The organism is Ensifer aridi, assembly GCF_002078505.1.
Lineage (GTDB): Bacteria > Pseudomonadota > Alphaproteobacteria > Rhizobiales > Rhizobiaceae > Sinorhizobium > Sinorhizobium aridi.
Map to the genome: position 1 here is coordinate 153,829 of NZ_LUAV01000016.1, position 24,414 is coordinate 178,242.

Annotated in this window: 26 protein-coding genes; 11 read left to right on the top strand and 15 right to left on the bottom strand. The window is 62.7% G+C overall.

Features of this window, described 5'->3' with window-relative positions:
- Positions 1-7 precede the first annotated feature (7 nt).
- The 5 genes from bfr to AYK65_RS32985 all read right to left on the bottom strand — a co-directional run bounded on the left by bfr (position 8) and on the right by AYK65_RS32985 (position 6,835).
- On the bottom strand, positions 8-493 hold the full coding sequence (bfr, locus tag AYK65_RS15990; RefSeq protein ID WP_026615450.1) for a bacterioferritin: 486 nt from the start codon (positions 491-493) through the stop codon (positions 8-10).
- A complete protein-coding gene (locus AYK65_RS15995; protein WP_026620093.1) occupies positions 459-770 on the bottom strand; it encodes a (2Fe-2S)-binding protein in 312 nt (103 codons plus the stop codon). Before AYK65_RS15995 ends, bfr begins: the two co-directional genes overlap by 35 nt.
- Before the next feature lie 281 nt (positions 771-1,051).
- Positions 1,052-4,402: an error-prone DNA polymerase gene (locus AYK65_RS16000; RefSeq protein ID WP_081158976.1), complete on the bottom strand. Its 3,351-nt coding sequence runs from the start codon at positions 4,400-4,402 to the stop codon at positions 1,052-1,054.
- Positions 4,399-5,943 carry a Y-family DNA polymerase gene (locus AYK65_RS16005; RefSeq protein ID WP_275531667.1) on the bottom strand — a complete coding sequence of 515 codons (1,545 nt, stop codon included), beginning with the start codon at positions 5,941-5,943 and terminating at the stop codon, positions 4,399-4,401. The genes AYK65_RS16000 and AYK65_RS16005 overlap by 4 nt, the downstream gene beginning before the upstream one ends.
- Complete coding sequence (locus AYK65_RS32985; RefSeq protein WP_034885542.1) at positions 5,855-6,835, bottom strand: ImuA family protein; 981 nt, start codon at positions 6,833-6,835, stop codon at positions 5,855-5,857. The genes AYK65_RS16005 and AYK65_RS32985 overlap by 89 nt, the downstream gene beginning before the upstream one ends.
- Before the next feature lie 140 nt (positions 6,836-6,975).
- On the opposite strand from AYK65_RS32985, the gene AYK65_RS16010 reads away from it, so the two are divergent.
- Positions 6,976-7,410: a metallopeptidase family protein gene (locus AYK65_RS16010; protein ID WP_026615445.1), complete on the top strand. Its 435-nt coding sequence runs from the start codon at positions 6,976-6,978 to the stop codon at positions 7,408-7,410.
- 177 nt (positions 7,411-7,587) lie between these two features.
- Here AYK65_RS16010 and AYK65_RS16015 read toward each other — a convergent pair whose 3' ends face one another.
- Complete coding sequence (locus AYK65_RS16015; RefSeq protein WP_026615444.1) at positions 7,588-7,794, bottom strand: DUF1737 domain-containing protein; 207 nt, start codon at positions 7,792-7,794, stop codon at positions 7,588-7,590.
- A complete protein-coding gene (locus AYK65_RS16020) occupies positions 7,791-8,696 on the bottom strand; it encodes an HpcH/HpaI aldolase/citrate lyase family protein (RefSeq protein WP_081158979.1) in 906 nt (301 codons plus the stop codon). The genes AYK65_RS16015 and AYK65_RS16020 overlap by 4 nt, the downstream gene beginning before the upstream one ends.
- Positions 8,697-8,803: 107 nt before the next feature.
- Here AYK65_RS16020 and AYK65_RS16025 point away from each other — a divergent pair, with 107 nt between their 5' ends.
- The 3 genes from AYK65_RS16025 (at position 8,804) to AYK65_RS16035 (ending at position 10,199) form a co-directional block, all read left to right on the top strand.
- The gene (locus AYK65_RS16025; protein ID WP_026615442.1) at positions 8,804-9,049 is read left to right on the top strand and encodes a hypothetical protein; all 246 of its coding nucleotides are present in this window, start codon (positions 8,804-8,806) and stop codon (positions 9,047-9,049) included.
- Between the two features lie 153 nt (positions 9,050-9,202).
- Entirely contained in the window at positions 9,203-9,808 is a 606-nt protein-coding gene (leuD, locus tag AYK65_RS16030; protein WP_026615441.1) for a 3-isopropylmalate dehydratase small subunit, read from the top strand.
- A gap of 7 nt (positions 9,809-9,815) precedes the next feature.
- Positions 9,816-10,199, top strand: coding sequence for a RidA family protein (locus tag AYK65_RS16035; RefSeq protein WP_046120546.1), 384 nt, complete (start codon positions 9,816-9,818; stop codon positions 10,197-10,199).
- A 185-nt stretch (positions 10,200-10,384) separates the two neighbouring features.
- Here the strand turns inward: AYK65_RS16035 and AYK65_RS16040 are convergent, their stop codons facing one another.
- The 6 genes from AYK65_RS16040 to AYK65_RS16065 form a co-directional block, all read right to left on the bottom strand.
- Positions 10,385-11,179: an ABC transporter ATP-binding protein gene (locus AYK65_RS16040; RefSeq protein ID WP_026615439.1), complete on the bottom strand. Its 795-nt coding sequence runs from the start codon at positions 11,177-11,179 to the stop codon at positions 10,385-10,387.
- Positions 11,176-12,054, bottom strand: a complete 879-nt coding sequence (locus AYK65_RS16045; protein WP_026615438.1) for an ABC transporter permease — start codon at positions 12,052-12,054, stop codon at positions 11,176-11,178. Before AYK65_RS16045 ends, AYK65_RS16040 begins: the two co-directional genes overlap by 4 nt.
- Before the next feature lie 173 nt (positions 12,055-12,227).
- Entirely contained in the window at positions 12,228-13,181 is a 954-nt protein-coding gene (locus tag AYK65_RS16050; protein ID WP_081158980.1) for an ABC transporter substrate-binding protein, read from the bottom strand.
- 181 nt (positions 13,182-13,362) lie between these two features.
- Positions 13,363-14,598, bottom strand: coding sequence for a dual-specificity RNA methyltransferase RlmN (gene rlmN, locus AYK65_RS16055; protein ID WP_081158982.1), 1,236 nt, complete (start codon positions 14,596-14,598; stop codon positions 13,363-13,365).
- A 211-nt stretch (positions 14,599-14,809) separates the two neighbouring features.
- Entirely contained in the window at positions 14,810-17,365 is a 2,556-nt protein-coding gene (locus AYK65_RS16060; protein WP_081158984.1) for an ABC transporter permease, read from the bottom strand.
- The gene (locus AYK65_RS16065) at positions 17,362-18,087 is read right to left on the bottom strand and encodes an ABC transporter ATP-binding protein (RefSeq protein ID WP_026615434.1); all 726 of its coding nucleotides are present in this window, start codon (positions 18,085-18,087) and stop codon (positions 17,362-17,364) included. The genes AYK65_RS16060 and AYK65_RS16065 overlap by 4 nt, the downstream gene beginning before the upstream one ends.
- A gap of 80 nt (positions 18,088-18,167) precedes the next feature.
- Between AYK65_RS16065 and AYK65_RS16070 the strand changes: the two genes are divergently transcribed.
- Together AYK65_RS16070 and thpR are read left to right on the top strand one after the other, a co-directional pair.
- The gene (locus AYK65_RS16070; RefSeq protein WP_046120549.1) at positions 18,168-18,809 is read left to right on the top strand and encodes an arylesterase; all 642 of its coding nucleotides are present in this window, start codon (positions 18,168-18,170) and stop codon (positions 18,807-18,809) included.
- 113 nt (positions 18,810-18,922) lie between these two features.
- A complete protein-coding gene (gene thpR / locus AYK65_RS16075; RefSeq protein ID WP_026615432.1) occupies positions 18,923-19,510 on the top strand; it encodes an RNA 2',3'-cyclic phosphodiesterase in 588 nt (195 codons plus the stop codon).
- Here the strand turns inward: thpR and AYK65_RS16080 are convergent.
- Entirely contained in the window at positions 19,450-19,923 is a 474-nt protein-coding gene (locus AYK65_RS16080; RefSeq protein ID WP_026615431.1) for a low molecular weight protein-tyrosine-phosphatase, read from the bottom strand. The genes thpR and AYK65_RS16080 overlap by 61 nt on opposite strands.
- Positions 19,924-20,123: 200 nt before the next feature.
- On the opposite strand from AYK65_RS16080, the gene AYK65_RS16085 reads away from it, so the two are divergent.
- The 5 genes from AYK65_RS16085 to AYK65_RS16105 all read left to right on the top strand — a co-directional run bounded on the left by AYK65_RS16085 (position 20,124) and on the right by AYK65_RS16105 (position 23,055).
- Positions 20,124-20,441: a 4a-hydroxytetrahydrobiopterin dehydratase gene (locus AYK65_RS16085; protein ID WP_026615430.1), complete on the top strand. Its 318-nt coding sequence runs from the start codon at positions 20,124-20,126 to the stop codon at positions 20,439-20,441.
- Positions 20,442-20,541: 100 nt separating this feature from the next.
- Positions 20,542-20,919 carry a YkvA family protein gene (locus tag AYK65_RS16090; RefSeq protein ID WP_026615429.1) on the top strand — a complete coding sequence of 126 codons (378 nt, stop codon included), beginning with the start codon at positions 20,542-20,544 and terminating at the stop codon, positions 20,917-20,919.
- Between the two features lie 418 nt (positions 20,920-21,337).
- Entirely contained in the window at positions 21,338-21,841 is a 504-nt protein-coding gene (locus tag AYK65_RS16095; protein WP_026615428.1) for an invasion associated locus B family protein, read from the top strand.
- A 335-nt stretch (positions 21,842-22,176) separates the two neighbouring features.
- Complete coding sequence (locus AYK65_RS16100) at positions 22,177-22,857, top strand: LON peptidase substrate-binding domain-containing protein (RefSeq protein ID WP_026615427.1); 681 nt, start codon at positions 22,177-22,179, stop codon at positions 22,855-22,857.
- A 9-nt stretch (positions 22,858-22,866) separates the two neighbouring features.
- Positions 22,867-23,055 (top strand): Trm112 family protein, encoded by a 189-nt coding sequence (locus tag AYK65_RS16105; protein WP_026615426.1) that lies wholly within the window; start codon positions 22,867-22,869, stop codon positions 23,053-23,055.
- Between the two features lie 118 nt (positions 23,056-23,173).
- Here the strand turns inward: AYK65_RS16105 and AYK65_RS16110 are convergent, their stop codons facing one another.
- Positions 23,174-24,388 carry a ubiquinone biosynthesis hydroxylase gene (locus tag AYK65_RS16110; protein WP_046120551.1) on the bottom strand — a complete coding sequence of 405 codons (1,215 nt, stop codon included), beginning with the start codon at positions 24,386-24,388 and terminating at the stop codon, positions 23,174-23,176.
- Between the last annotated feature and the right edge of the window lie 26 nt (positions 24,389-24,414).

Genomic DNA, 24,414 nt, shown 5'->3' on the forward strand with positions numbered 1-24,414 from the left:
TTCACGCTTACTCGGCTTCGTCAGCCGAAGCGGCGTTGAGCTGGCCGTATTTCTCCTCGCCGATCTTGTCGAGCAGGTCGAGCTGGGTCTCCAGGAAATCGATATGGCCTTCCTCGTCGGCGAGCAGTTCTTCGAAGAGCTTCATCGAGACATAGTCGCCGGCGGCGTGACAGATATCGCGGGAGTTCTTGTAGGCCGTGCGGGCGTCGTATTCGCCGGCGAGGTCGGCCTTCAGCACTTCCCTGACATTCTGCCCGATGCGAAGCGGTGCGACGGTCTGCAGGTTCGGATGACCTTCGAGGAAGATGATGCGCGCGATGAGTTTGTCGGCGTGGTGCATCTCCTCGATGGACTCGGCGCGCTCCTTCTTGGCGAGCAGCGTGTAACCCCAGTCTTCGAGAAGACGGTAATGCAGCCAGTACTGGTTTACGGCACCGAGTTCGAGAAAGAGCGCTTCGTTAAGCTGCTCGATGACCTTTGCGTCGCCTTTCAATATCCGCCCTCCGGTTTTCTTCATGGAATTGTCTGAGGCGGGTCATGAAATCAAATATCTCGGCTTCCGTCGAGTGGCGGCTGGCGTGATATTCTTCGGTGGTGCGGATGATGATGTCTACGACGTTGGGGAAGCAGCCGCAGCAACGGCCGCGCTTTTCCATCGCATGATAAACTTTCGCCGGCACGATCAGCTGCCAACAGTCCTCATCGAGGAGGCTGATGATCGTGTCTTCGATCTCTTTTTCACTGATGAAATTGCAACTGCAAACCAGCATTTCGTCTTGCCTGTGACACGCAACGCTCTGATTTTCCGATAAAGCAAAAGAGGATATTTGCCGTCAACAAAAAACTCCTCTCCGTAAAGTTGAAGGGTGCTTTAGATCGATTCTAGACTTGACGAAAATTATCGCATTTTCAGCACATTAGAGGATTCTAAGGAGACGTTTTTTCCTCCAGAACTTGCAATTTCGACGTCGCAAGCTGCGACATTTTTACACAGTTCAGACTGCACGACAGCAATCTCATAGAGCGACATCGATGCGATAGCGGGCGATGTTCAATGGAAATTGCGACCTCTCGGCATGACCTCGGCCACGTCGCTCCCCGCATCGCCCTTTGGCGCCGCATCGGCAGAGAGGCCCAAACGCAATTGCCGGAGCTTCTTCTTGTCGCGAGCATCCGCGCTCGGCCGCAAGGTCTCGTCCGTCCGATCGTTGGCGCCGAATCGCCGCGCTTCCTTGCGCAGGAGGCCGAGCATCGGCGTTATATCCTCGAGGTGATCGGCGACCACGTGAATGACACCGCTTTGGCTCTGTAAGCGGCCACGCACCCTCACAAGTCGCGATCCCATGACCTGCGGTCGGTATTTCTGGAATGTCTTTTCCCAGACGATGATATTGGCAATCCCGGTCTCGTCCTCGATCGTCATGAAGATGACGCCCTTGGCCGAACCTGGCCGTTGGCGGACGAGCACAAGGCCGGCCACAGTTACCCATCTCCCTGTTGCCGTCTTCGCCAGATCTCGATTGCGAAGAATACCCATTCGCGCAAAATCCTCGCGCATGAAGGAAACCGGATGCGCTTTCAGGGAGAGCGTCAGGTAGCGGTAGTCATGGATGACATGTTCGCCTGCGGGCATGTCGGGAAGAGTAACTGCGGGCTCGGCCTGCAGATCCGTGGAATCCACCCCACCGAAAAGCGGCAGACGCTCGACCGCCGACTGCTCATCCAAAGCCTTCACCGCCCAAAGGGCCGCGCGCCGATCAAGACCGATGGAGCGGAAGGCATCGGCATCCGCAAGGCGTTCCAGGACTGAACGGGTCAGTCCGGACCGGGTCCAGAGATCATGAACGGAGCGGTATCCCTCCCCTCGATGCGCAACGAGCGCCTCCATATCCGTTTGGCTCAGCCCTTTGATCAGCCGGAAACCAAGCCGGACGGCCTTCTTGGACTTGATGGCCTCCCGCATTTCGGCGTGACGCGGGTCAACGGCATCCTTGTTGAACAGGCCTTCGCCTTCGAGCAGGGCGTCCCAGTCCGAATGGTTGATGTCGACCGGCAGCACCTTGACCCCGTGTTCGCGGGCATCGCGCACCAATTGCGCCGGCGCATAAAAGCCCATCGGCTGCGAATTCAGGAGGGCCGCGCAGAAGATGTCTGGATAATAGGTCTTGAACCAGGACGAGGCATAGACGAGCGAGGCGAAGGAGGCGGCATGGCTTTCGGGAAAGCCGTATTCGCCAAAACCCTTGATCTGGTTGAAGCAGCGCTCGGCAAACTCCCTCTCGTACCCGTTCGCGACCATGCCTTCGATCATCTTCCGCTCGAAGGTATGGATCGTGCCCGTCCGCTTGAAGGTCGCCATGGCGCGGCGCAGGCGATCCGCCTCGCTCGGCGAAAAGCCGGCGGCGGTGATCGCGATCTGCATCGCCTGTTCCTGGAACAGCGGCACGCCCAGAGTTCTTTCCAAGACCGCCTTCAATTCCAGACTCGGATAGTCGACCGCTTCTCCCCTGCGCTGCGCCTCGCGCCGCTTCAGATAAGGATGCACCATGTTGCCTTGGATGGGGCCGGGGCGAACGATTGCGACCTCGATCACCAGATCGTACATCTCGCGCGGCTGCAGGCGCGGCAACATGCTCATCTGCGCCCGGCTTTCGATCTGGAAGACGCCGACCGTATCGGCGCGGCAGATCATGTCGTACACGGCCTTCTGCTGATCCTGATAGATTTCGGCCAGTATCTTCTCTTCCCCGTAATGCGCCTCGAGGAGCTTGAAGGCCTTGGCGAGGCAGGTGAGCATACCGAGCGCCAGCACGTCGACCTTCAGGATCTTCAACTGGTCGAGATCGTCCTTGTCCCATTCGATCATGTAGCGGTCGGGCATGGCCGTGTTCATGATCGGCACGACCTCGTCGAGCCTGTCGCGGGTAATCACGAAGCCGCCCACATGCTGCGAGAGATGCCGCGGAAAGTTCATGAGCAGGCTGGCATAGGCAAGAACGCGCCTCGTCAGCGGGTCCGCCGCGTCGAGCCCCGCACCTTTCGCCTGCTCTTCGGTGAAGGGCGAGGTCCCCCAGCCCCAGATCGAGCTGACGAGAGCCGACTGCACATCCTCCGAAAGGCCGAAAGCCTTGGCGACCTCGCGCCCGGCGGAGCGCGAGCGATAGCTGATCACCGCGGCGGTGAGGCCCGCATGCTCCCTGCCATAGGTCCTATAGATATATTGGATGACCTCTTCGCGCCGCTCGTGCTCGAAATCGACATCGATATCGGGCGGCTCGTCGCGGTCACGCGACAGGAAGCGGTCAAAGAGCAGCGTAAACTTCTGCGGATCGACATCGGTGATGCCGAGGCAGAAGCAGACCGAGGAATTGGCGGCGGACCCTCGCCCCTGGCAGAGAATGTGCTCACTGCGGGCGAACTTCACCAGCTTGTGGACGGTCAGGAAGTAGGGCTCGTATTTCTTGTCGTGGATGAGTTCGAGCTCGTATTCGATCTGGCGCCTGACCTTTTCCGGCACGCCGTGGGGATAGCGTATCTCCGCGCCTTCCGCGACGAGCCTTCGCAAGCTTTCGGCCGGCGTCTCGCCTTCGGCGTTTTCGTCCGGATATTGATGGCTGAGCTCGTCGAGGCTGAAGGCGAGCCGCTTGAAAAGGCGCTGCGTATTGGCGATCGCCTCGGGGTAGTCGCTGAAAAGCCGCGCCATTTCCTTCGGCCCCTTCAGGTGCCTTTCGGCATTCTTCTGGATGAGGAAACCGGCGCTGGTGATCGTCACATGTTCCCGAATGGCGGTCACGACATCCGCAAGCGGCCGGTAGTGCGGATCGTGATAGAGCGCATCATTGGTGGCGAGAAGCCGGATGCCGTGCTTGCGGGCAACCGCCGCAAGCACGGCGAAATCGTGCCGGTCGAAGCCGTCATAACGCGGCGTCATGCCGAGATAGAGCCGGCCGCCCGCATGTTCCCGCAATTTTTCAAGCAGCGCTCCTAAGGTTTCCGGCTCCGGCCGCCCCTCTCCCTGCATGACGATCAGCAGAAGCTCCTCCTGCCATTCGAGGAGATCGGCGAGATAAAGCGTGCACTCGCCCTTCTTCGAGCGCAGGTTTCCGGCGCTGAGCAGGCGGCAGAGATGTCCCCACCCCCGCCGGTTCCTGGGATAGGCGAGAATGTCCGGCGTTTCGTCGGTAAAAACCAGACGGGCGCCCGGCTGGAAAGGATAGCCCTCCACTTTCGCCTTGGCATGGGCCCTGACGACACCGGCGACGCTGTTGCGATCGGCAATACCGAGACCTGAAAGCCCGACCTTCTTGGCGAAGACGACCATCTCCTCGGCCGGTGCCGCCCCTTCAAGAAAGGAGAAATTCGTGCGCGCGCCGAGTTCGTAGAAGACAGTATCCGCGCTCATGCGAAAACTCCGTGCATGAACCAGCGAGCCGTGGAAACCTCCCTTCCGTAAAGGCCTTCGCGGAACAGCCAGAAACGGCGGCCTTCCTGATCCTCGACCCGGAAATAATCGCGCGTCGGATGGGCCTCGCCATCGATCCACCACTCGGCGGCGATGCGCTCCGGTCCCTCGGCGCGGGCGACGCGATAGTGGGTCTTTCGCCAGTTGAAGCTGCGCGGGGCGCCCTCCGGCACTTCGGCTGTCGCCTCCACCCGTTCGGGATGTGCGAAAATCCGAAGCGGGCGGTTTTCAGGGATAGCCTTGCCTTCAAGGGCGGAAGGCCTCATGGCGGCGGCCACATCTCTCAAAGGTGCAAACCCGCCCGCCCGCTCCGGCAGGTGGCTTTCGAAAAGGGCTGCCTGCATCAGGCAATCCGGCCCGAAACGGGCGGCAACCTTGTCGATAAAGGCCGCCAGCGGCTGGCTTTCATCGGCAACGCCGGAAAAATCCTCTTGCGCCGGATCGAGCCTTTCGCTTCTGATGACCGCAAGCCGGAGGATTTCGAAGCCATATCCGGCATCGAGATCGTCATGGACCGCCTGCAATCGCTCGCGAAAGAGGGCGGCGATGCGATCGGCATCGTTCAAGGGCACGGCCGCATGTGCCCGAACGCGGAACACTCGGCCGTCAACGCGAAACAGGAGGAGCTCGAAGAGCCGCCCGCCTTCGCCGTGTCGCTCCAGCGAGGAACGGACATCCTTGGCGAGATGCCGGGTCAATTCGACTATGTATTCCTCATCCTGAAGCGGCTCGGCGAGCCGGCGCTCGGAGGAGAAGCTCGGCACAGGCAGGCGAGGAGAAAGAGGCTCGTCCTCAAGGCCTCTCGCCTGATCGAGGCGCAGGAGAAGGAAGGAGCCGAAGCGGCGGGCGAGCGGCGCGCGCGGCGCTTCGAGAAGGTCGCCGACCTCTTTCAACCCGACCCGCTCGAGCGCGGCCGCGGTTTCCGCCGGCAGACGCAGCGCCGTGACCGGCAAGGGTGCAAGAACCCAGTCTGCATCATCGGGTGCGATGACGGCCACCTTGCCGTAGCGGGCAGCCGCCCAGGAGAGGCCGGCGGAAGAGGAGACGGTCGCCCGCGCCTCGACGCCGAGCGAAAACAGCCGCGACAGAACATCGCTGACCAGCGCCTTCTCGCCGCCGTGGAGATGCGCGCAGCCGGTGATGTCGAGGAACAGGCCGTCCGTGCCGTCGAGTGCCACGAGCGGCGTGTAGCGATCGCACCAATCCGCAAGCGCTTCCAGAAAAGCCTGATCCGCCGAAGGATCAGCGGCGATCACGTCGAGCGAGGGACACATGGCGCGGGCTTCCGCCGCTCCCTGGCCGCGCTTCAGGCCTATCCTCTCCGCAAGCGTATCAAGCGCGACGAGGCGTATGGCATTGTCGATCTTGGCGACAAAGACGACGGGCGGGTGGTCAGGACGCCCGCGCGAAAGCCACGAGGCGCCCCAACGGCTGCGCGCGACCCGATCGGCCGGCAGATGCGGAAAGTGGATCGACAGGATTCGCTGGCTTGTCGTCTGTCTGAAGAGCGGCGCTCCGGCGCTCGTCGATGGGGTAGAAGCGGCGGTCATGGGCGTTCCATTCCATAAAGATGTCGAGAGGGGCATAAGCCCTGCTTTTTTCGACAAGGAGGTGAAAGGAGGGATGGCCGATGCTGCCGCAAAGCACCGAACCATCGGGAAGAGGACGTTCGCCGGCCGACGCCGGCTTGACCTGGAACCGGAAGAAGGCGCTGCTCGCCTCCTCCTCGCCCGCCTGACGGAAGACGAGGAGAGGCACACCGCCCGCCCGGGCTCTCACATGCAGGCGCCGGCTCTCGCTTAAGGCCAGACAGGCCGGATTGCCGCGGATTTCGAGAACGACCGCGGCGAAGACCGGCACCGAGAGCGCCGTCTCGGCGATCCAGAGCGCATCCTTGACCGTGCGCACCGAGACGAAGAGGAAACGCTCGGCGTCGAGGCCGTAAGATGCGAGTCCAGGCGCATAGGGCTGGCCCGCTTCTTGGCAGGCAAGCGCCTGACTGATCCACAGGATCGGCGCTAGATGCCCCCTCTCCTTTTTCTCCCGCTGATAGAGCGCCGCAAGCGCCGCGACGAAGCCGGCGGCCGCACCCGCATCGCGGGTTTCGGCATTGCGGATTTCCGTCATGCCCTCGAGCGGCAGCCCGCCCTTGAGGACGCCATCGAACTGCGGGACCCCTACGGGCAGGAGCTTGCGGCGGGAGGCCTCTTCCCTCTCGCCCCGAAAGCCGGCGGGGTCGGCCGCGCTCGCCGCCCGGACGCACCCCGGCAGTCTGCGGTCCTCGATCCGCGCAATGGTCTCGCGAAGGGAAAGAACGGTTTGCCGTTGCATGCCGTTCCCGGCCATGACGGTCAACTCCCCACATTTGTTCATGTTATGTTCTTATGGATTCCAGAGCTTGCCGGAAGAGTCAACAGCCAGGCACGAGAATTTATTCCTCATCTTGCCCGGGCAAAATTCGACACTCGAAAAACAAAGGCAAAATCGCTATATGAGGGCAACAAGGAGTGCCCATGGCCCGCATTGACCAGACCGATGATTGGCGGGAACGCCACGCACCGACGCTTTCCACATTCGAGCAGCTCGCGTTTGAAGCCTACAGCCATCTGCCTGAGGAATTCCGCAAGCTGACGACGGACCTCATTATCGAAGTCGCCGATTTTCCGAGTGACGACGTCTTCGAAGACATGGCGCTGGAGACGCCCTTCGACCTGCTCGGCCTCTTCGAAGGCCGCGGCATCGGCGAACGCTTCACCATGGAGACCGGCGAGTTTCCGAACCGGATCACGCTCTATCGCCGCCCGATCCTGGATTACTGGGCGGAAAACGAGGAAACGCTAGGCGACATCATCATCCACGTGCTGATCCACGAGATCGGCCACCATTTCGGCCTTTCCGACGACGACATGGAGCGGATCGAGGCGAGCGTGGAGCACGTCGGCGGTTGAAGCCGCTTCCGTCCGTATTCGCCCTCATCCGGCCTGCCGGCCACCTTCTCCCCGCAAGCGGGGCGAAAGAGACTCGCGGCAACGCCCCGGCACAAAATCCTCTCCCCGCGCGCGGGGGAGAGGGCTAGTCCTCGGGTTAAACCCGAGGAGAGGGGCAATCCCACCCGATAATGACGCCTACTGCTCCGACAACTTCATATCCGGATCGTAGTCCTTGCCCTCCACCTCCTTCACCACCGCCTGACCGCACTGCATATGCTGGGTATCGGCATTGAAGGCGTAGGTGGGCGAGCCGTGCAGCGCCCATCCCTGGTTCAAGGCCGCCGTCACCTTGTGGCAGAACGAAGCGTCGTCGGGACCGGTGAGAAAGCGATAGAGCTTCAAGTTTTTGCCTTTCGTTTTTCGATGATGTCCGCCTTGGCGGCGAGCTTTACCGCCTGCTCGAGATGCAGTCGTTCGACCATGCGGCCGTCAAGATTGATCACGCCCTTACCCGCATTCTCCGGCAACGCAAAGGCATCGATGATCGCCCGCGCCTCCGCGACCGCGGCCTCATCGATGCCGAAGCACCGGTTGGCCTCATTGATCTGCGCCGGATGGATCAGCATCTTGCCGTCATAGCCCATCTCGCGTCCTTGCCGGCACTCCGCCTCGAAACCCTCCTGATCGCGGAAATCGTTGAAGACCGCGTCGATGGCGTCGAGCCCGCTGCCGCGAGCGGCAAGGAGTATCTGCATCAGCCAAGGGATGAGATAGGTGCGGCCGGCAAGGGCTGGAACGCCCGTCTCCTTGCGAAGGTCGTTCAAGCCGACGACGAAGCAATCGAGTCGGCCGCCGAAGGTGCGGCCGACTTCGGCGATTGCCGGCGCGTTGATGACCCCGCGCGGCGTTTCGATCATCGCCCAGAGCCTCAGGCTTTCCGGGGCGTCTTTTTCCGCAAACCAGTCGAGCATGGCTTGGACATCGGCCGGGCTTTCCACCTTGGGCAAGAGGATCGCGTCGGGCTTCGCGGCAAGAGCGGCGGCGAGGTCCGCCTCGCCGAAGCCGGACCCCGTCGCGTTGACGCGGATGATCGCTTCGCCCTCCGGCCGGTTCCCGGCAAGATGCCGGACGAGCGCATCGCGGGCCTCAGCCTTGCGTTCCAGCGAGACCGCATCCTCGAGGTCGAAGATCACGGCATCTGCCGCGAGATCGCGCACCTTGGCGAGCGCGCGCGGATTGTCGGCTGGAACCGAGAGCACCGAACGGCGCAACCGCACGGGATGATGGTCGATCGCTCTTGTCATGCCACCCGTTGTGCCCGCCTTTCAGTTTTTGCGCAAGCGGACACGAATTGGCCCCTCTTGTAAGCCATCCATCCAGCACCCACATGCCCGATAGAAAGGTGACGATCATGCAAAGCATCCGCTCTGTTCTCTTCACGGCCGTAGCCATCACAGTCACGCTCGTGGCCTTCGTCTTCACCGCCTCGCTCGCCCTGGCGCTCGCCGGCATCGCCGCCGTCGTCGCTATCGGCAGCGCGATCGCCGCAAAGCTCAACCGGCGGCCGGCACATGTCCATGCCCGCACGAACCCGACCGGCGCTGAGCGCCAAATGCGGATCTGGAACGACGGGCGCGGCACGATCATCGATCTCTAAGAGCGGGATGAGGAAAAGTGCGAGGCGGTTTCCGCCCGCATTCGGTTCCACCTTCGCGGCCTGCGGCCAGCGAAAGCAGATTCTCCTTCATTTCGGCGCAAAACTGATCTAAACGCTCTTGCAATATTTCCGCTGAAATCGAAGGCCCAAGTCATGGACAAATTCGTCAAGCTCACCGGCGTTGCCGCCCCACTGCCCGTCGTCAACATCGACACGGACATGATCATTCCGAAGGATTACCTGAAGACGATCAAGCGCACCGGTCTTGGCAAGGGCCTTTTCGCCGAAGCCCGCTACAATGAGGACGGCACGGCGAACCCGGATTTCGTCCTCAACAAGCCGGCCTACCAGAATGCCAAGATCCTCGTCGCCGGCGACAATTTCGGCTGCGGCTCCTCGCGCGAGCACGCGCCCTGGGCGCTCCTCGATTTCGGCATCCGCTGCGTCATCTCGACGTCCTTTGCGGACATTTTCTACAACAACTGTTTCAAGAACGGCATCCTGCCGATCGTCGTCAGCCAGGAGAACCTCGACAAGCTGATGGACGACGCCAGCCGCGGCTCCAACGCCATCCTCACGGTCGACCTCGAAGCGCAGGAAATCACCGGCCCGGACGGCGGCTCGATCAAGTTCGAGATCGATGCCTTCAAGCGCCATTGCCTGTTGAACGGCCTCGACGACATCGGCCTGACGCTCGAAAAGGGCGGCGCGATCGACAATTTCGAGAAGGCAAACGCCACCTCGCGCCCTTGGGCCTGAGCCGCGGATGACGGTGAAGCTCGTCTCCTCCGGCTCGCCCTTTGAAAAGACGGCAGGCTATTCGCGTGCCGTCGTCAAGGGCGACTGGTGCTTCGTCTCCGGCACGACCGGCTACGATTATGCCACCATGACCATGCCCGAGACGGTGGAGGAACAGGCGCGCAACTGCCTGAGGACGATCGAGGGTGCACTGAGAGAAGCGGGCTTCTCGCTTTCCGACGTCGTGCGCAACCACTATTACGTCACCGATGCGAGCTTCGCCGACCGGGTCTTTCCGATCTTCGGCGAGGTCTTCGGCGAGATCCGTCCGGCCGCCACCATGGTCGTCTGCGATCTCATCCGCCCGGAAATGCTGATCGAAATCGAGGTCACGGCGTTCCGGGGTTCTTAGCCGGAACACCGATTCAAGGACAAAATCGCAGACACGAGTTGCCCCTCACCCTATCCCTCTCCCCGCGAGCGGGGAGAGGGGACTTGAGAGGGCGCCGCGAGTCCCCTTGGCCCCGCATGCGGGGAGAAGGTGGCCGGCAGGCCGGATAGGGCAATGGCGACGGAACGCGAGGCCGGCGCGGCTCCTCAGCCGATCAGCAGCGCATCGTCGTCGAGCGTCTGGCCGCGGATGCGGCGGAACATAGCGATCAGATCCTCGACCTGCAGCGTCTTGCGGCTGTCGCCGGCGACGTCGAGCACGGTCTCGCCGCCGTGCAGCATGACGGTCCGGTGGCCGAAGTCGAGCGCCTGGCGCATCGAATGCGTCACCATCAGCGTCGTCAGCTTGCGCTCCGAAACGATCTTCTGCGTGAGGTTCATGATGAACTCGGCCATGCCCGGGTCGAGCGCCGCCGTGTGTTCGTCGAGCAGCAGCACTTCCGAGCCGGCGAGCGTCGCCATTACCAGCGAGACCGCCTGGCGCTGACCCCCCGAAAGCAGGTCCATACGATCGCGCATGCGGTTTTCGAGGCCGAGATTGAGCTCGGCGATGCGCTCGCGGAAATGTTCGCGCCGCCTCGATCCGAGTGCCGGCGTGAGGCCGCGTCTCTCGCCGCGCCTGGCGGCAAGCGCCAGGTTCTCCTCAATCGAGAGCGCGCCGCAACTGCCGGTGAGCGGATCCTGAAAGACACGAGCGACGAGGCCGGCGCGGGCGGCCGTACCCTTGCGCGTCACGTCCGTGCTGCCGATCGTCACGCGGCCGCCGCTCGGCAGCACATCGCCGGCAAGCACGCCGAGCAGCGTCGATTTGCCGGCACCGTTCGAGCCGATCACGGTGACAAAGGAGCCTTCCTCGATCGTCAGGCTGACGCCGTTCAGCGCCTGTTTCTGCAGCGGCGTGCCCTTGCCGAAGACGACCTGGATGTTCTCGAGCTTGATCATGCGGCACCTCTGCGGCGCAGACGGGGGAGGATGAGCGCGACGGTGACGAGCACCGCGGTCACGAAATTGAGGTCGGAAGCTTGCAGGCCGAGCGTGTCGGTCGAGAGCGCCACCTGAATGGCGATGCGATACAGGATCGATCCGAACACGCAGCCGACAAGCGCAATGAGGATGCCGCGCGCGCCGAAAAGCGTCTCGCCGATGATGACGGCGGCGAGTCCAACGACGATGGTGCCGACGCCCGAGGTCACGTCGGCAAAGCCGTTGGTCTGGGCAAAGAGCGCGCCACCGAAGGCGACGAGCGCGTTGGAGATCGCCATGCCGAGATAGATCTGGCGGCTGGTGTCGACGCCTTGCGCGCGCGCCATACGTGCATTGGCGCCGGTCGCCCGCATAGCGAGCCCCGCGTCGCTTTCGAGGAAGCGCCAGACGAGGACGACGGCGACGAGCACCAGAATGCCGACGAAAAGCGGCCGCACGTAGAAGTCCCGCAAACCGAGGCCATAGAAGGGCGAGAGCATCGTGTCGGCATTGATCAGCGCGACGTTGGGCTTGCCCATGACGCGAAGGTTGACGGAGAAGAGCGCGATCATCGTCAGGATCGAGGCAAGCAGGTTCAGGATCTTGAACCTGACGTTCAGAAGCGCCGTGACGATGCCCGCGGTCGCCCCGGCAACCATCGCCACAGCCGCGGCGAGCCATGGGTTTACGCCGGCGATGATCAGCACCGCGGTGACGGCGGCGCCGAGCGGAAAGGAGCCGTCGACGGTCAGGTCGGGAAAGTCGAGCACCCGGAAAGCGAGAAAGACGCCGACGGCGACGAAGGCATAGACGAGCCCCAGCTCCACGGCTCCCCAGAAAGCGATTTGACTCAACGCCGGTAGTCCTCTTCTCCGATGCTCCGCAGGCTCAAGACGCATGCGGAACATGCATTCTAAAGTTGGCGCGGGATGCGCACTTTCCTCATCCCGCTCGATAAGCGAACCGCCCCCGTATGGAACGGGGGCGGCAAAAAGGCAACAAACTCTGGTTCGAAAGGCCACAGTTGTTATTCGATCGTGCGGGTCGCCCGGCCGACGACGCTCTCAGGCAGCGAGACACCCATGCGGGTGGCGGCCCCCTTGTTGATCACGAGGTCGGTGCCGTCGGCAACCTTGACGGCGATGTCGCCCGGGTTTTCGCCCTTGAGAACACGGACGACCACTTCGCCCGTCTGCTTGCCGACGTCATAGTAGTTGAAGCCGAGGGCCGCGATCGCGCCGCGGGAGACGGAGTCCGTGTCGGCGGTGAAGAGCGGCACCTTGCTTTCCTCGGCAACGGCGACCGCACCTTCGAGCGCGGAGATGATCGTGTTGTCGGTCGGGATGTAGATCGCGTCGGCACGGCCGACGAGCGCGCGGGCAGCACCCTGCACCTCGGCCGACTTCGTCGCAGCGGATTCGACCACCGTCAAACCGGCCTTCTCGGCCTCCGCCTTGAGCGCCGCCAGCAGCGACACGGAGTTCGCCTCGCCGGAATTGTAGAGATAGCCGATCGTCTTCACGTTCGGCAGGATTTCCTTGATCAGCGCCACATGCTCGGCGACCGGCGACATGTCGGAAAGGCCGGTGACGTTGCCGCCGGGCTTCTCCATGTCTTTGACGAGCTGTGCGCCGAGCGGATCGGAAACGGCGGTGAAGACCACCGGGATGTCGCGGGTGGAGGAGACCACGGCCTGAGCCGACGGCGTCGAGATCGGCACGATGACGCTCGGCGCCTCGCCGGCGAACTGGCGGGCGATCTGCGCGGCGGTCGCCGGATTGCCCTGCGCCGACTCGTAGATGAACTTCAGGTTCTCGCCTTCCTTGTAGCCGGCTGCGGCAAGCGCATCCTTCACGCCGTCGCGGGCGGCATCGAGCGCCGGATGTTCGACGATCGCCGTCACGGCAACCGTGACTTCGTCGGCGTGCGCCGGCAGGGAAAGCGCCACCGTGGCGGCAAGCGCGATGAGAAGCGAACGCATGGGTATCCTCCGATTTTTGGCAAGGGATTTCGGATAGCGTCGCGCCTTCCGCATCCCGCTCAGGAATGATTTCGCCGCCTTCTTAGGAAAGCGAAGGGGTGAAATCAATCGATGGAAACTGCTTCATCCATCAAACTTCTTCATCGATCCCGATCGCCGCTGCGCCGCATTTGGCGAAAGATTAGTCCTCGCCATGATTGGCGATCATCATCGCCTCGAAGGCGAGGCGATCGACCTTGCGCATGCGTTCCGATTCCGACTTGAGCTGGCCGCAGGCGGCGAGGATATCGCGGCCGCGCGGCGTGCGGATCGGCGAGGCGTAGCCGGCCTGGTTGATGAAGTCGGCGAACTTTTCGATCTGCTCCCAGTCCGAGCACTGGTAATTGGTGCCCGGCCACGGATTGAAGGGGATGAGATTGATCTTCGCCGGAATGCCCTTCAGGAGCTTCACCAGCTCCTTGGCGTCTTCCAGGCTGTCGTTGACGTCCTTCAGCATCACATATTCGAAGGTGATGCGCCGGGCGTTTGAAAGCCCCGGATAGGCGCGGCAGGCCTCCATCAGCTCGTTCAGCGGATATTTCTTGTTGATCGGCACCAGCATGTCGCGCAGCTCGTCTTTGACGGCATGCAGCGAGATCGCCAGCATCACGCCGATTTCCTCGCCGGTGCGGTAGATCTCCGGAACGATGCCGGAGGTCGAAAGGGTGATCCGCCGCTTCGAGAGAGAGAGGCCGTCGCCGTCCGAGGCGATGAGGAGCGCCGTCTTGACGTTCTCGAAATTGTAGAGCGGCTCGCCCATGCCCATCATGACGATGTTGGTGATCTTGCGGCCTTCTGCCGGCACGATCGCGCCCTGCGGCGTGTCGCGCTCGGGGAAGTCACCAAGCCGGTCGCGCGCCAAGAGAAGCTGTGAGAGTATCTCCTCGGCGGTCAGGTTGCGCACGAGCTTCTGCGTGCCGGTATGACAGAAGGAGCAGGTGAGCGTGCAGCCGACCTGGCTCGAGATGCAGAGCGTACCGCGGCCTTCCTCGGGAATATAGACCGTCTCGATCTCAACCGGCCGGCCGGCGCCGCGCGGCGGAAAGCGCAGGAGCCACTTGCGCGTCCCGTCGTTCGAGACCTGCTCCTCGACGATCTCCGGCCGGGCGATGGTGAAATGCTCCTTCAGCATCTCACGCATGTCCTTGGAGACGTTCGACATCTCATCGAAGTCCGAAACGCCGCGGACATAGAGCCAGTGCCAGAGCTGGCTGACGCGCATCTTGACCTGACGCTCGGGCACGCCCCTCTCGACAAGCAGCTTCGCCATGTCCTCGCGCAAGAGGCCGATCAGCGACGGCTTGTCAGTCCGCGGCACGACGCGCACCTCCGGCGCCTTGACGATGTCCGCCCTGCTCAAGATCTCTGTGGCTGCCATGCTCGTGTCGTCCTGTCCGTACAGCGAAGGGGTGTCCGGAGAACGGTCCGGATCAAGTCCCAGTCATCGAATTGAAATCGGGCGAGCCTTAAGGTGCGCTCGAAGGGCGCGCGAAGCTCTGAATTGCCGGGCGCTTTAGCATTCTTTTCGCGACGAGTCACCATGAGCGAATGCGAGACGGCGAAAACTGTGCCGTTCGCGTCGATTGAGCCTACAGTTCGCGCAGCACCGGCGCGGCTTTCTGCCCGAGGATGCGCCATGTTCCAGCGAGCCCGATGCCGACCGTCACGACGAGCGCGATGGCGATCGTGGCAACGGCCACGTCCGGCAGGAAGCTCGACGGCAGCGTCATGATGCGGCTGACGACGAACCAGGCCGAAACGCCGCCGGCAAACAGCGCGAACACGGCCGTCGCCAGGCCGAGGATCACATATTCGTAGCTGAAGGCACGGATCAGCGTTCCCCGCGTTGCGCCGAGCGTCTTCAGGACCACTGCGTCATGGATGCGGGCACGATTGCCGGCGGCAAGCGCTCCGGCGAGCACGAGGATGGATGCGATGAGCGCGACGGCAGCAGCGGCGCGGATCGCCGTAGCGAGCTGGCCGAGCAGCGTGTTGACGATGTCGAGCGCGTCCTTGACGCGCACGCTGGTGATCGTCGGATAGGCGTTCGTCACCGCTTTCAGCACCGCCGCCTCCTCTTGCGCCGTGGCATCGGGATCGATGATGGTCGCGAGCCACGCATGCGGCGCGCCGGCAAAGGTGTTCGGCGAGAACACCATGACGAAGTTGATCGACAGCGATTCCCACTCGACCTCGCGGAAATTGGCGATCCTGGCCGTGATGTTGCGGCCGAGCACGTTGACGGTAACCGTGTCGCCGAGCTTCAGACCCAGCTCGCCGGCCTCTTCCGCCGAGAACGACACGAGCGGCTCGCCGCTGTAGTCCTCGGGCCACCAGGCGCCTTCGGTAAGCGTCGAATTCTCCGGCTTCCTCTTGGCATATGTGATGCCGCGGTCGCCGCGCAGCACCCATTGGCCGCCCGGAGGGACATTTCGGCTGTTCACGTCCTCGCCGTTGAAAGCGATGATGCGGCCGCGCAGCATCGGCACCTCGACGACCTTGCCCCTCGGCATCGCCTGGTCGAGCACGGAGCGAAAACCTTCGATCTCGCTGCCCTGAATGTCGACGAAGAAGAAGTTGGGCGCGCGCTCGGTCATGTCGCCGGTGAGCTCGCGCCGGAGATTGCCGTCGATCAGCGCCAACGTCACCAGAAGGGCCAGGCCGAGGCCGAGCGACAGGACCACCGATGGCGTCAGCGCGCCCGGCCGGTGGATATTGCCGATCGCCAGTCTCAGCGCCGGCGAACGGACGCGCGGACTGCGCCGCGCGAGCCAGGATATGAGGAGCGCTACGCCGCGCAGCACGATGAAGGCAAAGGCGATCGCACCGAGAAAGACCAGCGAGATGTAGCGGTCGTACGCCGTCCAGACGGCAAGCCCCGCAAGCGCCGCCAGGCAGGCGGAAGCGCCGAGAAGATAGGGCCAGGCGGGAAAGCCGCTCGGGTCGAAGCCTTGCTGGCGGAAGAGCGCCGTCGCCGGCACCCGGCGCGCGCGCCCAAGCGGCAGAACAGCGAAGGCGAGCGCCGTCAGAAGGCCGAAAAGCGCCGCGAGACCGAGCGCGGAAGGGTAGAGCTCGAACGAAGTGGAGATCGGCAGCACATCGACAAGAAATTGCGCGGCGATAAAGGGGATCAGAGCGCCAAGCACGAGGCCAATCGTAATCCCGATCAGCGCGATCATCAGGATCTGCGCAAGATAGATCATCGCGACCAGCGACGCCGGTGCGCCGAGGCACTTGAAGGTCGCGATCACGCTGCGCTTGCCGTCGAGATAGGACCGTACGGCATTGGCAACGCCGACGCCGCCGACGATAAGCGCCGTCAGCCCGACGAGCGTCAGGAACTGCGAGAAACGGGTGATATTGGCGTTGAGCGACGGAGCGGCATTGCCGCTGGTGCGGATCGACCAGCCGGCGGAGGGGAAGCGCGTCTCCGCTTGCGTGCGGATCAGTTTCACCTGCGCGGGGTCGGGCACACGGACCTTATAGCTATGCTCGACAAGGCTGCCGGTCTGCACCAGCCCGGAGGCAGTGAGCGCCTCGTCGGAAATCATCAACCGGGGAGCGAAGCCGAAACCGTCGGAAACCGCGTCCGGCTCGCGCACGAGCGTGGCGTTGATGCGGATCCGCGCATTGCCGAGCAGGATTTCCGCGCCAGGCGCGATGCCAAGACGTTCAAGCAGCAGCGGTGCAGCGACGGCACCGAACGCATCGCCTTGCCTTGCCAGCAATTCGGCAAGCGGCCTGGCCGGCTCGCTTTCGAGCGTGCCGTAAAGAGGATAGGCGCGGTCGACGGCCTTGAGCTCGACGAGCGCTTGGTTCGAGCCATCGGCAAGCCGCGCCATGGAGCGCAGCCCCGCCGACACCGAAACCGGACCGTGGCTATCGAGGAAAGCACGCTCCTCAGCGGTCGCCACCCGGTTGTTGAGCTCGAAGCGGATATCGCCGGCCAGGAGTTCCTGCCCCCGCGAGGCGATCGTCGCGCTGATCGACTGCGACAGCGAGTTGACGCCGGCGATCGCCGCTGTTCCGAGCGCGATACAGGCGAGGAAAATATAGAAGCCCTTCAAGCCCCCGCGCATCTCCCGGAGCGCCAGCCGTAGGGCAAGGAGCGGACGGAGACGGCGAACGGCACTTGCCTCGCTCATGCCGATGCAGCTCCCTGCCGCACGGAAGTCGTGAGCAATTCGGTTCCGGCATCGGAGACGATTTCGCCGGAGCGCACCCGAATCTGCCTGTCGCAGCGCCCGGCGAGCGCTGCGTCATGCGTGACGAGCACGAGCGTCATGCCGCGCTCGCGCTGTTCGGCAAAGATGAGATCGGCAATCTGCCGGCCGGTCTCCGCGTCGAGATTGCCCGTCGGCTCGTCGGCGATCAGCAGCTTCGGCGACGGCGCCAGCGCCCGCGCGATCGCCACGCGCTGCTGCTCACCGCCCGAAAGCTGCCCGGGATAATGCGTCAGGCGCTCGCCGAGCCCCACCGCGACGAGTTCCCGGCGTGCTATGTCGAAGGCATTCTGCACATTGGCGAGTTCCAGGGGCACTGCGACATTTTCGAGCGCCGTCATGTTCGGGATCAAGTGGAAGGACTGGAAGACGATACCGATATTGCGGCCGCGGAAGTCGGCGATCGCGTCCTCCTTCAACCGGTGGAGGCTCGTGCCGTCGATGATGATTTCGCCGCTATCGAGCCGCTCCAGCCCGGCCATGACCATCAGGAGCGTCGATTTTCCCGACCCGGAAGGGCCGACGATCCCGACCGATTCACCCGCTTCGATCGCAAGACTCACACCCTTCAGCACATGCACCGAGGCTGCCGCCTCGCCCAGAGTCAACTCCGCATTTTTCAGCTCGATGATGGTTTTTGCCACGCCGAATAGTCCTATATGAAATCTGATAAGGCTGACGAAACGATTGCCCCGATCGAGGTCCTGAACCTAGGAACGAACTTATGGCTTTAAAAGACTTTCTCCCGTTTTTCTTGAGCCTCGCAATGACAATCGCGTTATCGGCGACCGCGCGCGCCGAGAGCGTGAGCCTCGTCGGCTTCGGCGATAGCCTCATGGCCGGGTTTCAGCTTCCACCGGAGGACGCTTTTCCGGCGCGCCTCGAGAAGGCGCTGAGGGACAAGGGGCTCGACGTCACCATCGCCAATGCGGGCGTCTCGGGCGACACGACGTCCGGCGGTCTCGCCCGCATCGACTGGTCCGTGCCCGACGGTACCAAGGGTGTTATCCTCGAACTTGGTGCCAACGACGCCTTGCGCGGGATCCCGCCGGAGGAAACGCGCAAGAACCTCGCAGCGATGATCACGCGGCTCAAGGAACGCGGTATCGCCGTGTTGCTCGCAGGGATGCTGGCGCCGCCGAACATGGGGGCGGAATACGCGTCGCGCTTCAACCCGATTTTTCCGGAGCTCGCCAAGGAACACAATCTCGTCTTCTACCCTTTCTTCCTCGACGGTGTCGTGACCGAGGCGGGCCTGAAGCTCGAGGACGGCATGCACCCGAACGGTGACGGGATCGGCATTATGGTCGAGCGCTTTTTGCCGACGGCGGAGCTTTTCGTCCACTCGCTTGCGAAAGGAGAATGACCACGCATCCACAGTTAAGAGAAAGTTAATGTTTCGCAGTATCAAATAATGGTTGCGTGCAGGTGCGATGCGTGATTCGCTGAGTTATCTGCAAGAGATTCGGGGAGCTCGCCATGCCGAGACTATTCACCGCCCTCGAAATTCCGCGCAATGCAGCAATGAGTCTTTCTCTGCTGCGCGGAGGTCTTCCCGGAGCTCGCTGGATCGATGTGGAGAACTATCACATCACCCTGCGCTTCATTGGCGACGTCGATTGGCGCACCGCCGACGAGATCATCGACAGACTTGACCGCATCGAACGGCCCGAGTTCCAGCTTCAACTCTCGGGCACCGGCGCCTTCGGCTCGAAGAAGCCGCATTCGGTCTGGGCCGGCGTCAGCAACAGCCCGGAAATGTATGCGCTCCAGGCGGAGATCGAACGCATCTGCCAGCGCATCGGGCTCGCCCCGGATCCGCGCAAGTTCACCCCGCACGTCACACTCGCGCGGCTGCGTTCCTCGCGCGTCGAGGATGTCGTCGAATATCTCTCCGGACGCGGCAACTTCCTCACCGCGCCCTTCGCCGTCTCGCGCTTTGTCCTGCTGTCGTCGCGCGATTCAGTCGGTGGCGGGCCCTATCTGACGGAAGAGGTCTTCCCGCTTCACGAAGTGCGTTCGAGCTTCGCGAGCAGCGAGGAACAGCCCGCTTCAAGCGCCTGGTAGAGCGCTTCGAAGGCTTCTGCCGTCTGGTAATAGGGGTCCGGAACATCTTCGTTGCGGTCTTCGGCATAGGCTAGGAAGAGATGCACCTTGTGCGCCGCGGCCGGCGGCGCGAGCCTCCTGAGGTCGCGCACATTGCTTCCGTCCATTCCGAGGATGAGGTCGAACGCGGCGAAATCCGCCACCGCTATCTTGCGACCGCGTAAGCCCGCGATGTCTATCCCCTGCGCCCGCGCAATCGCGATCGATCGACGGTCGGGCGGATCGCCGACGTGCCAGGCACCGATGCCGGCGGAATCGACCACGATCGTCTGCCCGCAGCCGGCCCGCTTCGCCAGCTCGCGCATCACGCCTTCCGCAAGCGGTGAGCGGCAGATATTGCCGAGACAAACAAAGAGAATTCTGACCGGTTTCATCTTATTCGAGCGAGTGGCCTACAGCGCCGCGCGTCTCACAGACGCGCAAAGGTCGCTGTAGCTCTTTGAATTGCTGCATGTTTTTATCCTTAAATCGGCTAGGATTTAAGGAAACATGCAGTCGGCGCGGCGAAGTTGCGCCCGAACTTTCTCGGGCGCGACGTCGTTGTTAAATACAAGACGCAGCGAGGAGGAACAGCATGCGCCCGGAAAAATTGGACGAGACGGCCATCGCCGAGCATCTGCACAAGATGGAAGGCTGGGTCCTTGCCGAAGACGGCGCTTCGATCTGGAAGGCGTTCCGCTTCAAGAATTTCGCAGAGGCCTTCTCCTTCATGACGCAATGCGCGCTAGCCGCGGAGAAACTCGATCATCACCCGGAATGGTTCAATGTCTACAACCGCGTAGATGTCACGCTTTCGACCCATGACGCGAACGGCCTGACGGAGCTCGACTTCAAGCTGGCGGCGAAAATGGATCGGGCGGCCGCGGGCCGCATGCCGGACCATTTGAAATAGCGCCCCGCCTTCCCATATCAGGCTGCGATACTACGGCGCCGCGCATCTTGTTTGACGCGCAAAGATCGCTGCAGCACTTTGAATTACCGGAACGGACGCGATGGACGACATCAAGATCGGTGAAATACTTCTCCCCGGCGAGGAATCCGAACAGGAGCGCAGGGAGCGCAAGGTCCGCCGCCGCTTTTGGCCGACCTTCCGCCGAGCAGCCCGGCAAATCCCCTTCAGCCGCGATCTCGTCGCCGCCTATTATTGCGCGGTCGACCCGAACACGCCGACGCGCACGCGTGGCGTTCTGCTGGCGGCGCTCGCTTACTTCGTCCTTCCCCTCGACTTCGTGCCCGACGTGCTGGCCGTCGTCGGCTTCTCCGACGATATCGCCGTACTGACGGCCGCCTTTGCCGCGATCAGCGGACAGATCAGGGAGACGCATTATCAGAAGGCCGACGAGGCCATGCGTGACCGGCCCGACGAATAAGACGGACCGCGGCAACCGACGCGGCAAAGCGCCGACGCGACGCCGTATTCCTGCCGGAAAGTCAAACTCTTGCCTGATTCTTTGTGACATAGATTCCGGGAAAAGGGGCAGTAATCCGCGAAGGCAGCAGAGCGGCCGCTCCCCGATGAAGATTTGAGACAGGATTCCTACCGGGCAACGGCTCTTGCAGTGGCAACGTCGACCGAACCGGCAATCCGCATGCGAACCTTGATGCCAACAGCGATGGGCGGACCGGTGCTCGCGTGCGATAGCCCGTCTGGAAGCAAAAGGGCGGTTTTCCGGGATCGTTGACGGTTTAGTAACCTGAATTAAGTCAAAATAAATTCAAATCGTGACTATGCGTTGCCCGTCCGAGGCTGTATCGGGCGACGTAAGCAAGACAAGCGGCAGGAACCCCATGTTTGTAAGAAAGATCGCAACTGCACTCGCACTCGTACTGGCTGCAGCCGGCGTGGCTTCCGCGCAATCGCCGACGCGAATCCAGCAGTTCAGCGCCTGGGGCGCCTATTCCTACCAGTCCGGCAACGGCAAGGTTTGCTACGTTCTCTCCGTGCCGAAGGAGAAGAGCCCGGCCGGCGTCGATCACGGCGATATCTTCTTCCTCGTCTCGCAGCGCCCCGGCCAGAACATCAGCTACGAGCCGCAGGCGATGATGGGTTACCAGTTGCAGGACAATTCGAAGGTCAATGTGGTGATCGACGGCCGCACCTTCGTCATGTTCACCAAGGGCAATTCCGCCTGGGTCGAAAACGCTGCCGAGGAGCCGGCCCTGGTCGCCGCGATGAAATCCGGCAAGGCCATGTCTGTCACCGCCAAGTCCCGCAGGGGCACGGAAACCAACTACTCCTATTCTCTCTCCGGCATCTCGGCCGCGCTGAAGCAGATCGAGGCGTGCCAGTAAGCCGAAGAAGAGAGTTTTCATCGATTGGAAGCCGGCCCATGGGCCGGCTTTTTTGCATCGGGATCCTAAAGCGCGTCGCGTTCAAACGAATTCACGCGAAGCTCTTTAGATCTTTGTTTTTGTGCATGTCGTTGTCCCAAAACCGCTGCACGCTTTGGGCGACATACATTAGGCCTGTTCAAGCGGTAACCTCCCGCTCGAGCGCCGGTTTTTTCGCCGTCCTTCGCTCCATCCCGCGTCTTTTCCCTTGAGATTTTTGCGGAATGCACCATTTCTTGGACGTGGCTCGGCGCCGGCGGTAGGACGCAGCAGCCGCTATCTGCAGGGTTATCAGAATGCATGTCGGAAATGCGCGCTATCTCGGTCCGCAGGACCTGCCGGAGATACTTCCGGTATTTCCCTTAACGGGCGCGCTCCTGCTTCCCGGCGCACAGCTTCCGCTCAATATCTTCGAGCCACGCTATCTTGCCATGTTCGACGATGCGCTCGCCGGCAACCGGCTGATCGGCATCGTCCAGCCCTCCTTTGCCGAGGGGCGGAACGAGATCGACGCCTCCGCTGTGCCGGCGCTCTGCCAGGTTGGCTGCATCGGCCGGATCACCTCCTTCGCCGAGACCGGCGACGGACGCTACATCACCTCGCTCACCGGCGTCTGCCGCTTTCGCCTCTTCGCCGAAGTCGCGGCCGTTCGCGGCTACCGGCGCTTCCGCATTGGTCCCTTTGCGAGCGATCTTGAAAGTCCGGACGATGAGAACCTCGTCGACCGCGAAGCGCTTCTCGCAGCCTTCCGCGCCTATCTCGACGCCAACAAGCTCGAAGCTGATTGGGAAAGCGTGGAACGGGCGAGCAACCGCACGCTGGTCAATTCCATGGCGATGATGTCGCCTTATGGGCCGGCGGAAAAGCAGGCGCTGCTGGAGGCGCCCGACCTCAAGACGCGTGCCGAGACGCTGATCGCGATCACCGAGATCGTGCTCGCCCGCAACTTCGGCGATCTCGACAATATCCTGCAGTGACGAAAAACCATGGACGTCAACGCCAGCAAGGTCGACCCGAAACTCCTCGAACTGCTCGTCTGCCCTCTGTGCAAGGGACGGCTCAGCTATGACGCGGAGGCCAACGAACTGATCTCGGAAAAGGCCCGCCTCGCCTATCCGATCCGCGACGGCGTGCCGATCATGCTGGTCTCGGAGGCTCGCAAGATTGAGGATTGAGGCTTGCGTTTTCACTAGCGCCAAGCGAGTTCATAGGGGGTAGTTTGCCCTCACCCTGGCCTTCTTCCCGTCAAAACGAGAGAAGTGGCGGCAGCCGCAGGCAATACCCGAACCCGGTTCAAATCGGCTCGCCAGCCAGCAACCGCGGATCGCCTCGACCGGCGACGCCGGCGGCCTGGCGGATGAAGAAGTTCTTGAGCGACGGCAGGCGGTCGACGAGGCCGAGGCCGATGTCGCGGACGACCCGGAGCGGCATGATGTCGTTGGAAAAGAGCCGGTTGAGGACATCCGTCGTGACACCCATGCGGACGGTGTCGAAACGCCGCCAGCTCTGGTAGCGCTCCAGGACCGCAAGCGAGCCGATGTCGAGGCCGAGGCGATCGGCCTCGACGATGGTCTCGGCGAGCGCCGCCACATCCTTGAAGCCGAGATTGAGCCCCTGGCCGGAGATCGGGTGAATGCCGTGCGCGGCATCCCCCGCGAGCGCGAAACGCGGTGCGATGAACTCGCGAGCAAGCGTCAGCCCGAGCGGAAAGGCCCGGCGGCCGCCGACCACCTTGAGATGGCCGAGCTTGTGGCCGAAGCGGCGCTCCAGCTCCTCCTCGAAAATGAAATCATCCTCCTTCACCAGGCGTTCGGCATCATATGTGCTCTCGGTCCAGACGAGCGACGAGCGGTTGTTCTTGAGCGGCAGCGTCGCGAAGGGCCCGGCCGGCAGGAAATGCTCCTCCGCCGTGCCGCCGTGCGGGCGTTCATGCTCGACCGTTGTGACGATGCCGGACTGGCCGTAATCGAATTCCACGACCTTGATGCCGGCCGCCTCGCGCAGCTTCGAACGGATGCCGTCGCAGGCGACCAGAAGGCGCGCCTGCAATTCTTCGCCGCCCGCTAGCGTCACGTGGACCGCGTGCTCGCCGCTCGTAAAGCTCTCAACCATCGTCGACTGCCGGACCGGTATGCCGAAATCCTTGCAGGCGTCGCGCAGCGCCCCCACCAGGGCCGTATTCGGCACCATATGGGCAAAAGGACGCCCCTCGCCGCCGTCGCCTTCGAAGGTCAGGAAGACCGGTCGGACCGGATCGGCCGTCTTCGAATCGGTGATGACCATCCTGAGGATAGGCTGCGCTTCGGGGGCAATCGCACTCCAGACGCCGAGAACATCGAGCATCCGCTCCGCGGCCAACGCGACCGCCGAGGCGCGCTCGTCTTTTCTCCAGGCATCCTCCGGCGCGCCGTCGACCACCGTGACGTGCAGGTGCGGGGCGGCTTTCTTGAGCGAGACGGCAAGCGACAGGCCGACATAGCCGCCCCCGGCAATCAGTACATCGATCATTCGCCTGTCTCTCCCGTCGCACTTGA

Coding starts and splice junctions, on each gene's coding strand:
- AYK65_RS15995 (WP_026620093.1), bottom strand. CDS start 770: ATGCTGGTTTGCAGTTGCAATTTCATCAGTGAAAAAGAGATCGAAGAC.
- AYK65_RS16000 (WP_081158976.1), bottom strand. CDS start 4,402: ATGAGCGCGGATACTGTCTTCTACGAACTCGGCGCGCGCACGAATTTC.
- AYK65_RS32985 (WP_034885542.1), bottom strand. CDS start 6,835: ATGAACAAATGTGGGGAGTTGACCGTCATGGCCGGGAACGGCATGCAA.
- AYK65_RS16010 (WP_026615445.1), top strand. CDS start 6,976: ATGGCCCGCATTGACCAGACCGATGATTGGCGGGAACGCCACGCACCG.
- AYK65_RS16020 (WP_081158979.1), bottom strand. CDS start 8,696: ATGACAAGAGCGATCGACCATCATCCCGTGCGGTTGCGCCGTTCGGTG.
- AYK65_RS16025 (WP_026615442.1), top strand. CDS start 8,804: ATGCAAAGCATCCGCTCTGTTCTCTTCACGGCCGTAGCCATCACAGTC.
- leuD (WP_026615441.1), top strand. CDS start 9,203: ATGGACAAATTCGTCAAGCTCACCGGCGTTGCCGCCCCACTGCCCGTC.
- AYK65_RS16035 (WP_046120546.1), top strand. CDS start 9,816: ATGACGGTGAAGCTCGTCTCCTCCGGCTCGCCCTTTGAAAAGACGGCA.
- AYK65_RS16040 (WP_026615439.1), bottom strand. CDS start 11,179: ATGATCAAGCTCGAGAACATCCAGGTCGTCTTCGGCAAGGGCACGCCG.
- AYK65_RS16050 (WP_081158980.1), bottom strand. CDS start 13,181: ATGCGTTCGCTTCTCATCGCGCTTGCCGCCACGGTGGCGCTTTCCCTG.
- rlmN (WP_081158982.1), bottom strand. CDS start 14,598: ATGGCAGCCACAGAGATCTTGAGCAGGGCGGACATCGTCAAGGCGCCG.
- AYK65_RS16060 (WP_081158984.1), bottom strand. CDS start 17,365: ATGAGCGAGGCAAGTGCCGTTCGCCGTCTCCGTCCGCTCCTTGCCCTA.
- AYK65_RS16070 (WP_046120549.1), top strand. CDS start 18,168: ATGGCTTTAAAAGACTTTCTCCCGTTTTTCTTGAGCCTCGCAATGACA.
- thpR (WP_026615432.1), top strand. CDS start 18,923: ATGCCGAGACTATTCACCGCCCTCGAAATTCCGCGCAATGCAGCAATG.
- AYK65_RS16080 (WP_026615431.1), bottom strand. CDS start 19,923: ATGAAACCGGTCAGAATTCTCTTTGTTTGTCTCGGCAATATCTGCCGC.
- AYK65_RS16085 (WP_026615430.1), top strand. CDS start 20,124: ATGCGCCCGGAAAAATTGGACGAGACGGCCATCGCCGAGCATCTGCAC.
- AYK65_RS16090 (WP_026615429.1), top strand. CDS start 20,542: ATGGACGACATCAAGATCGGTGAAATACTTCTCCCCGGCGAGGAATCC.
- AYK65_RS16095 (WP_026615428.1), top strand. CDS start 21,338: ATGTTTGTAAGAAAGATCGCAACTGCACTCGCACTCGTACTGGCTGCA.
- AYK65_RS16100 (WP_026615427.1), top strand. CDS start 22,177: ATGCATGTCGGAAATGCGCGCTATCTCGGTCCGCAGGACCTGCCGGAG.
- AYK65_RS16105 (WP_026615426.1), top strand. CDS start 22,867: ATGGACGTCAACGCCAGCAAGGTCGACCCGAAACTCCTCGAACTGCTC.
- AYK65_RS16110 (WP_046120551.1), bottom strand. CDS start 24,388: ATGATCGATGTACTGATTGCCGGGGGCGGCTATGTCGGCCTGTCGCTT.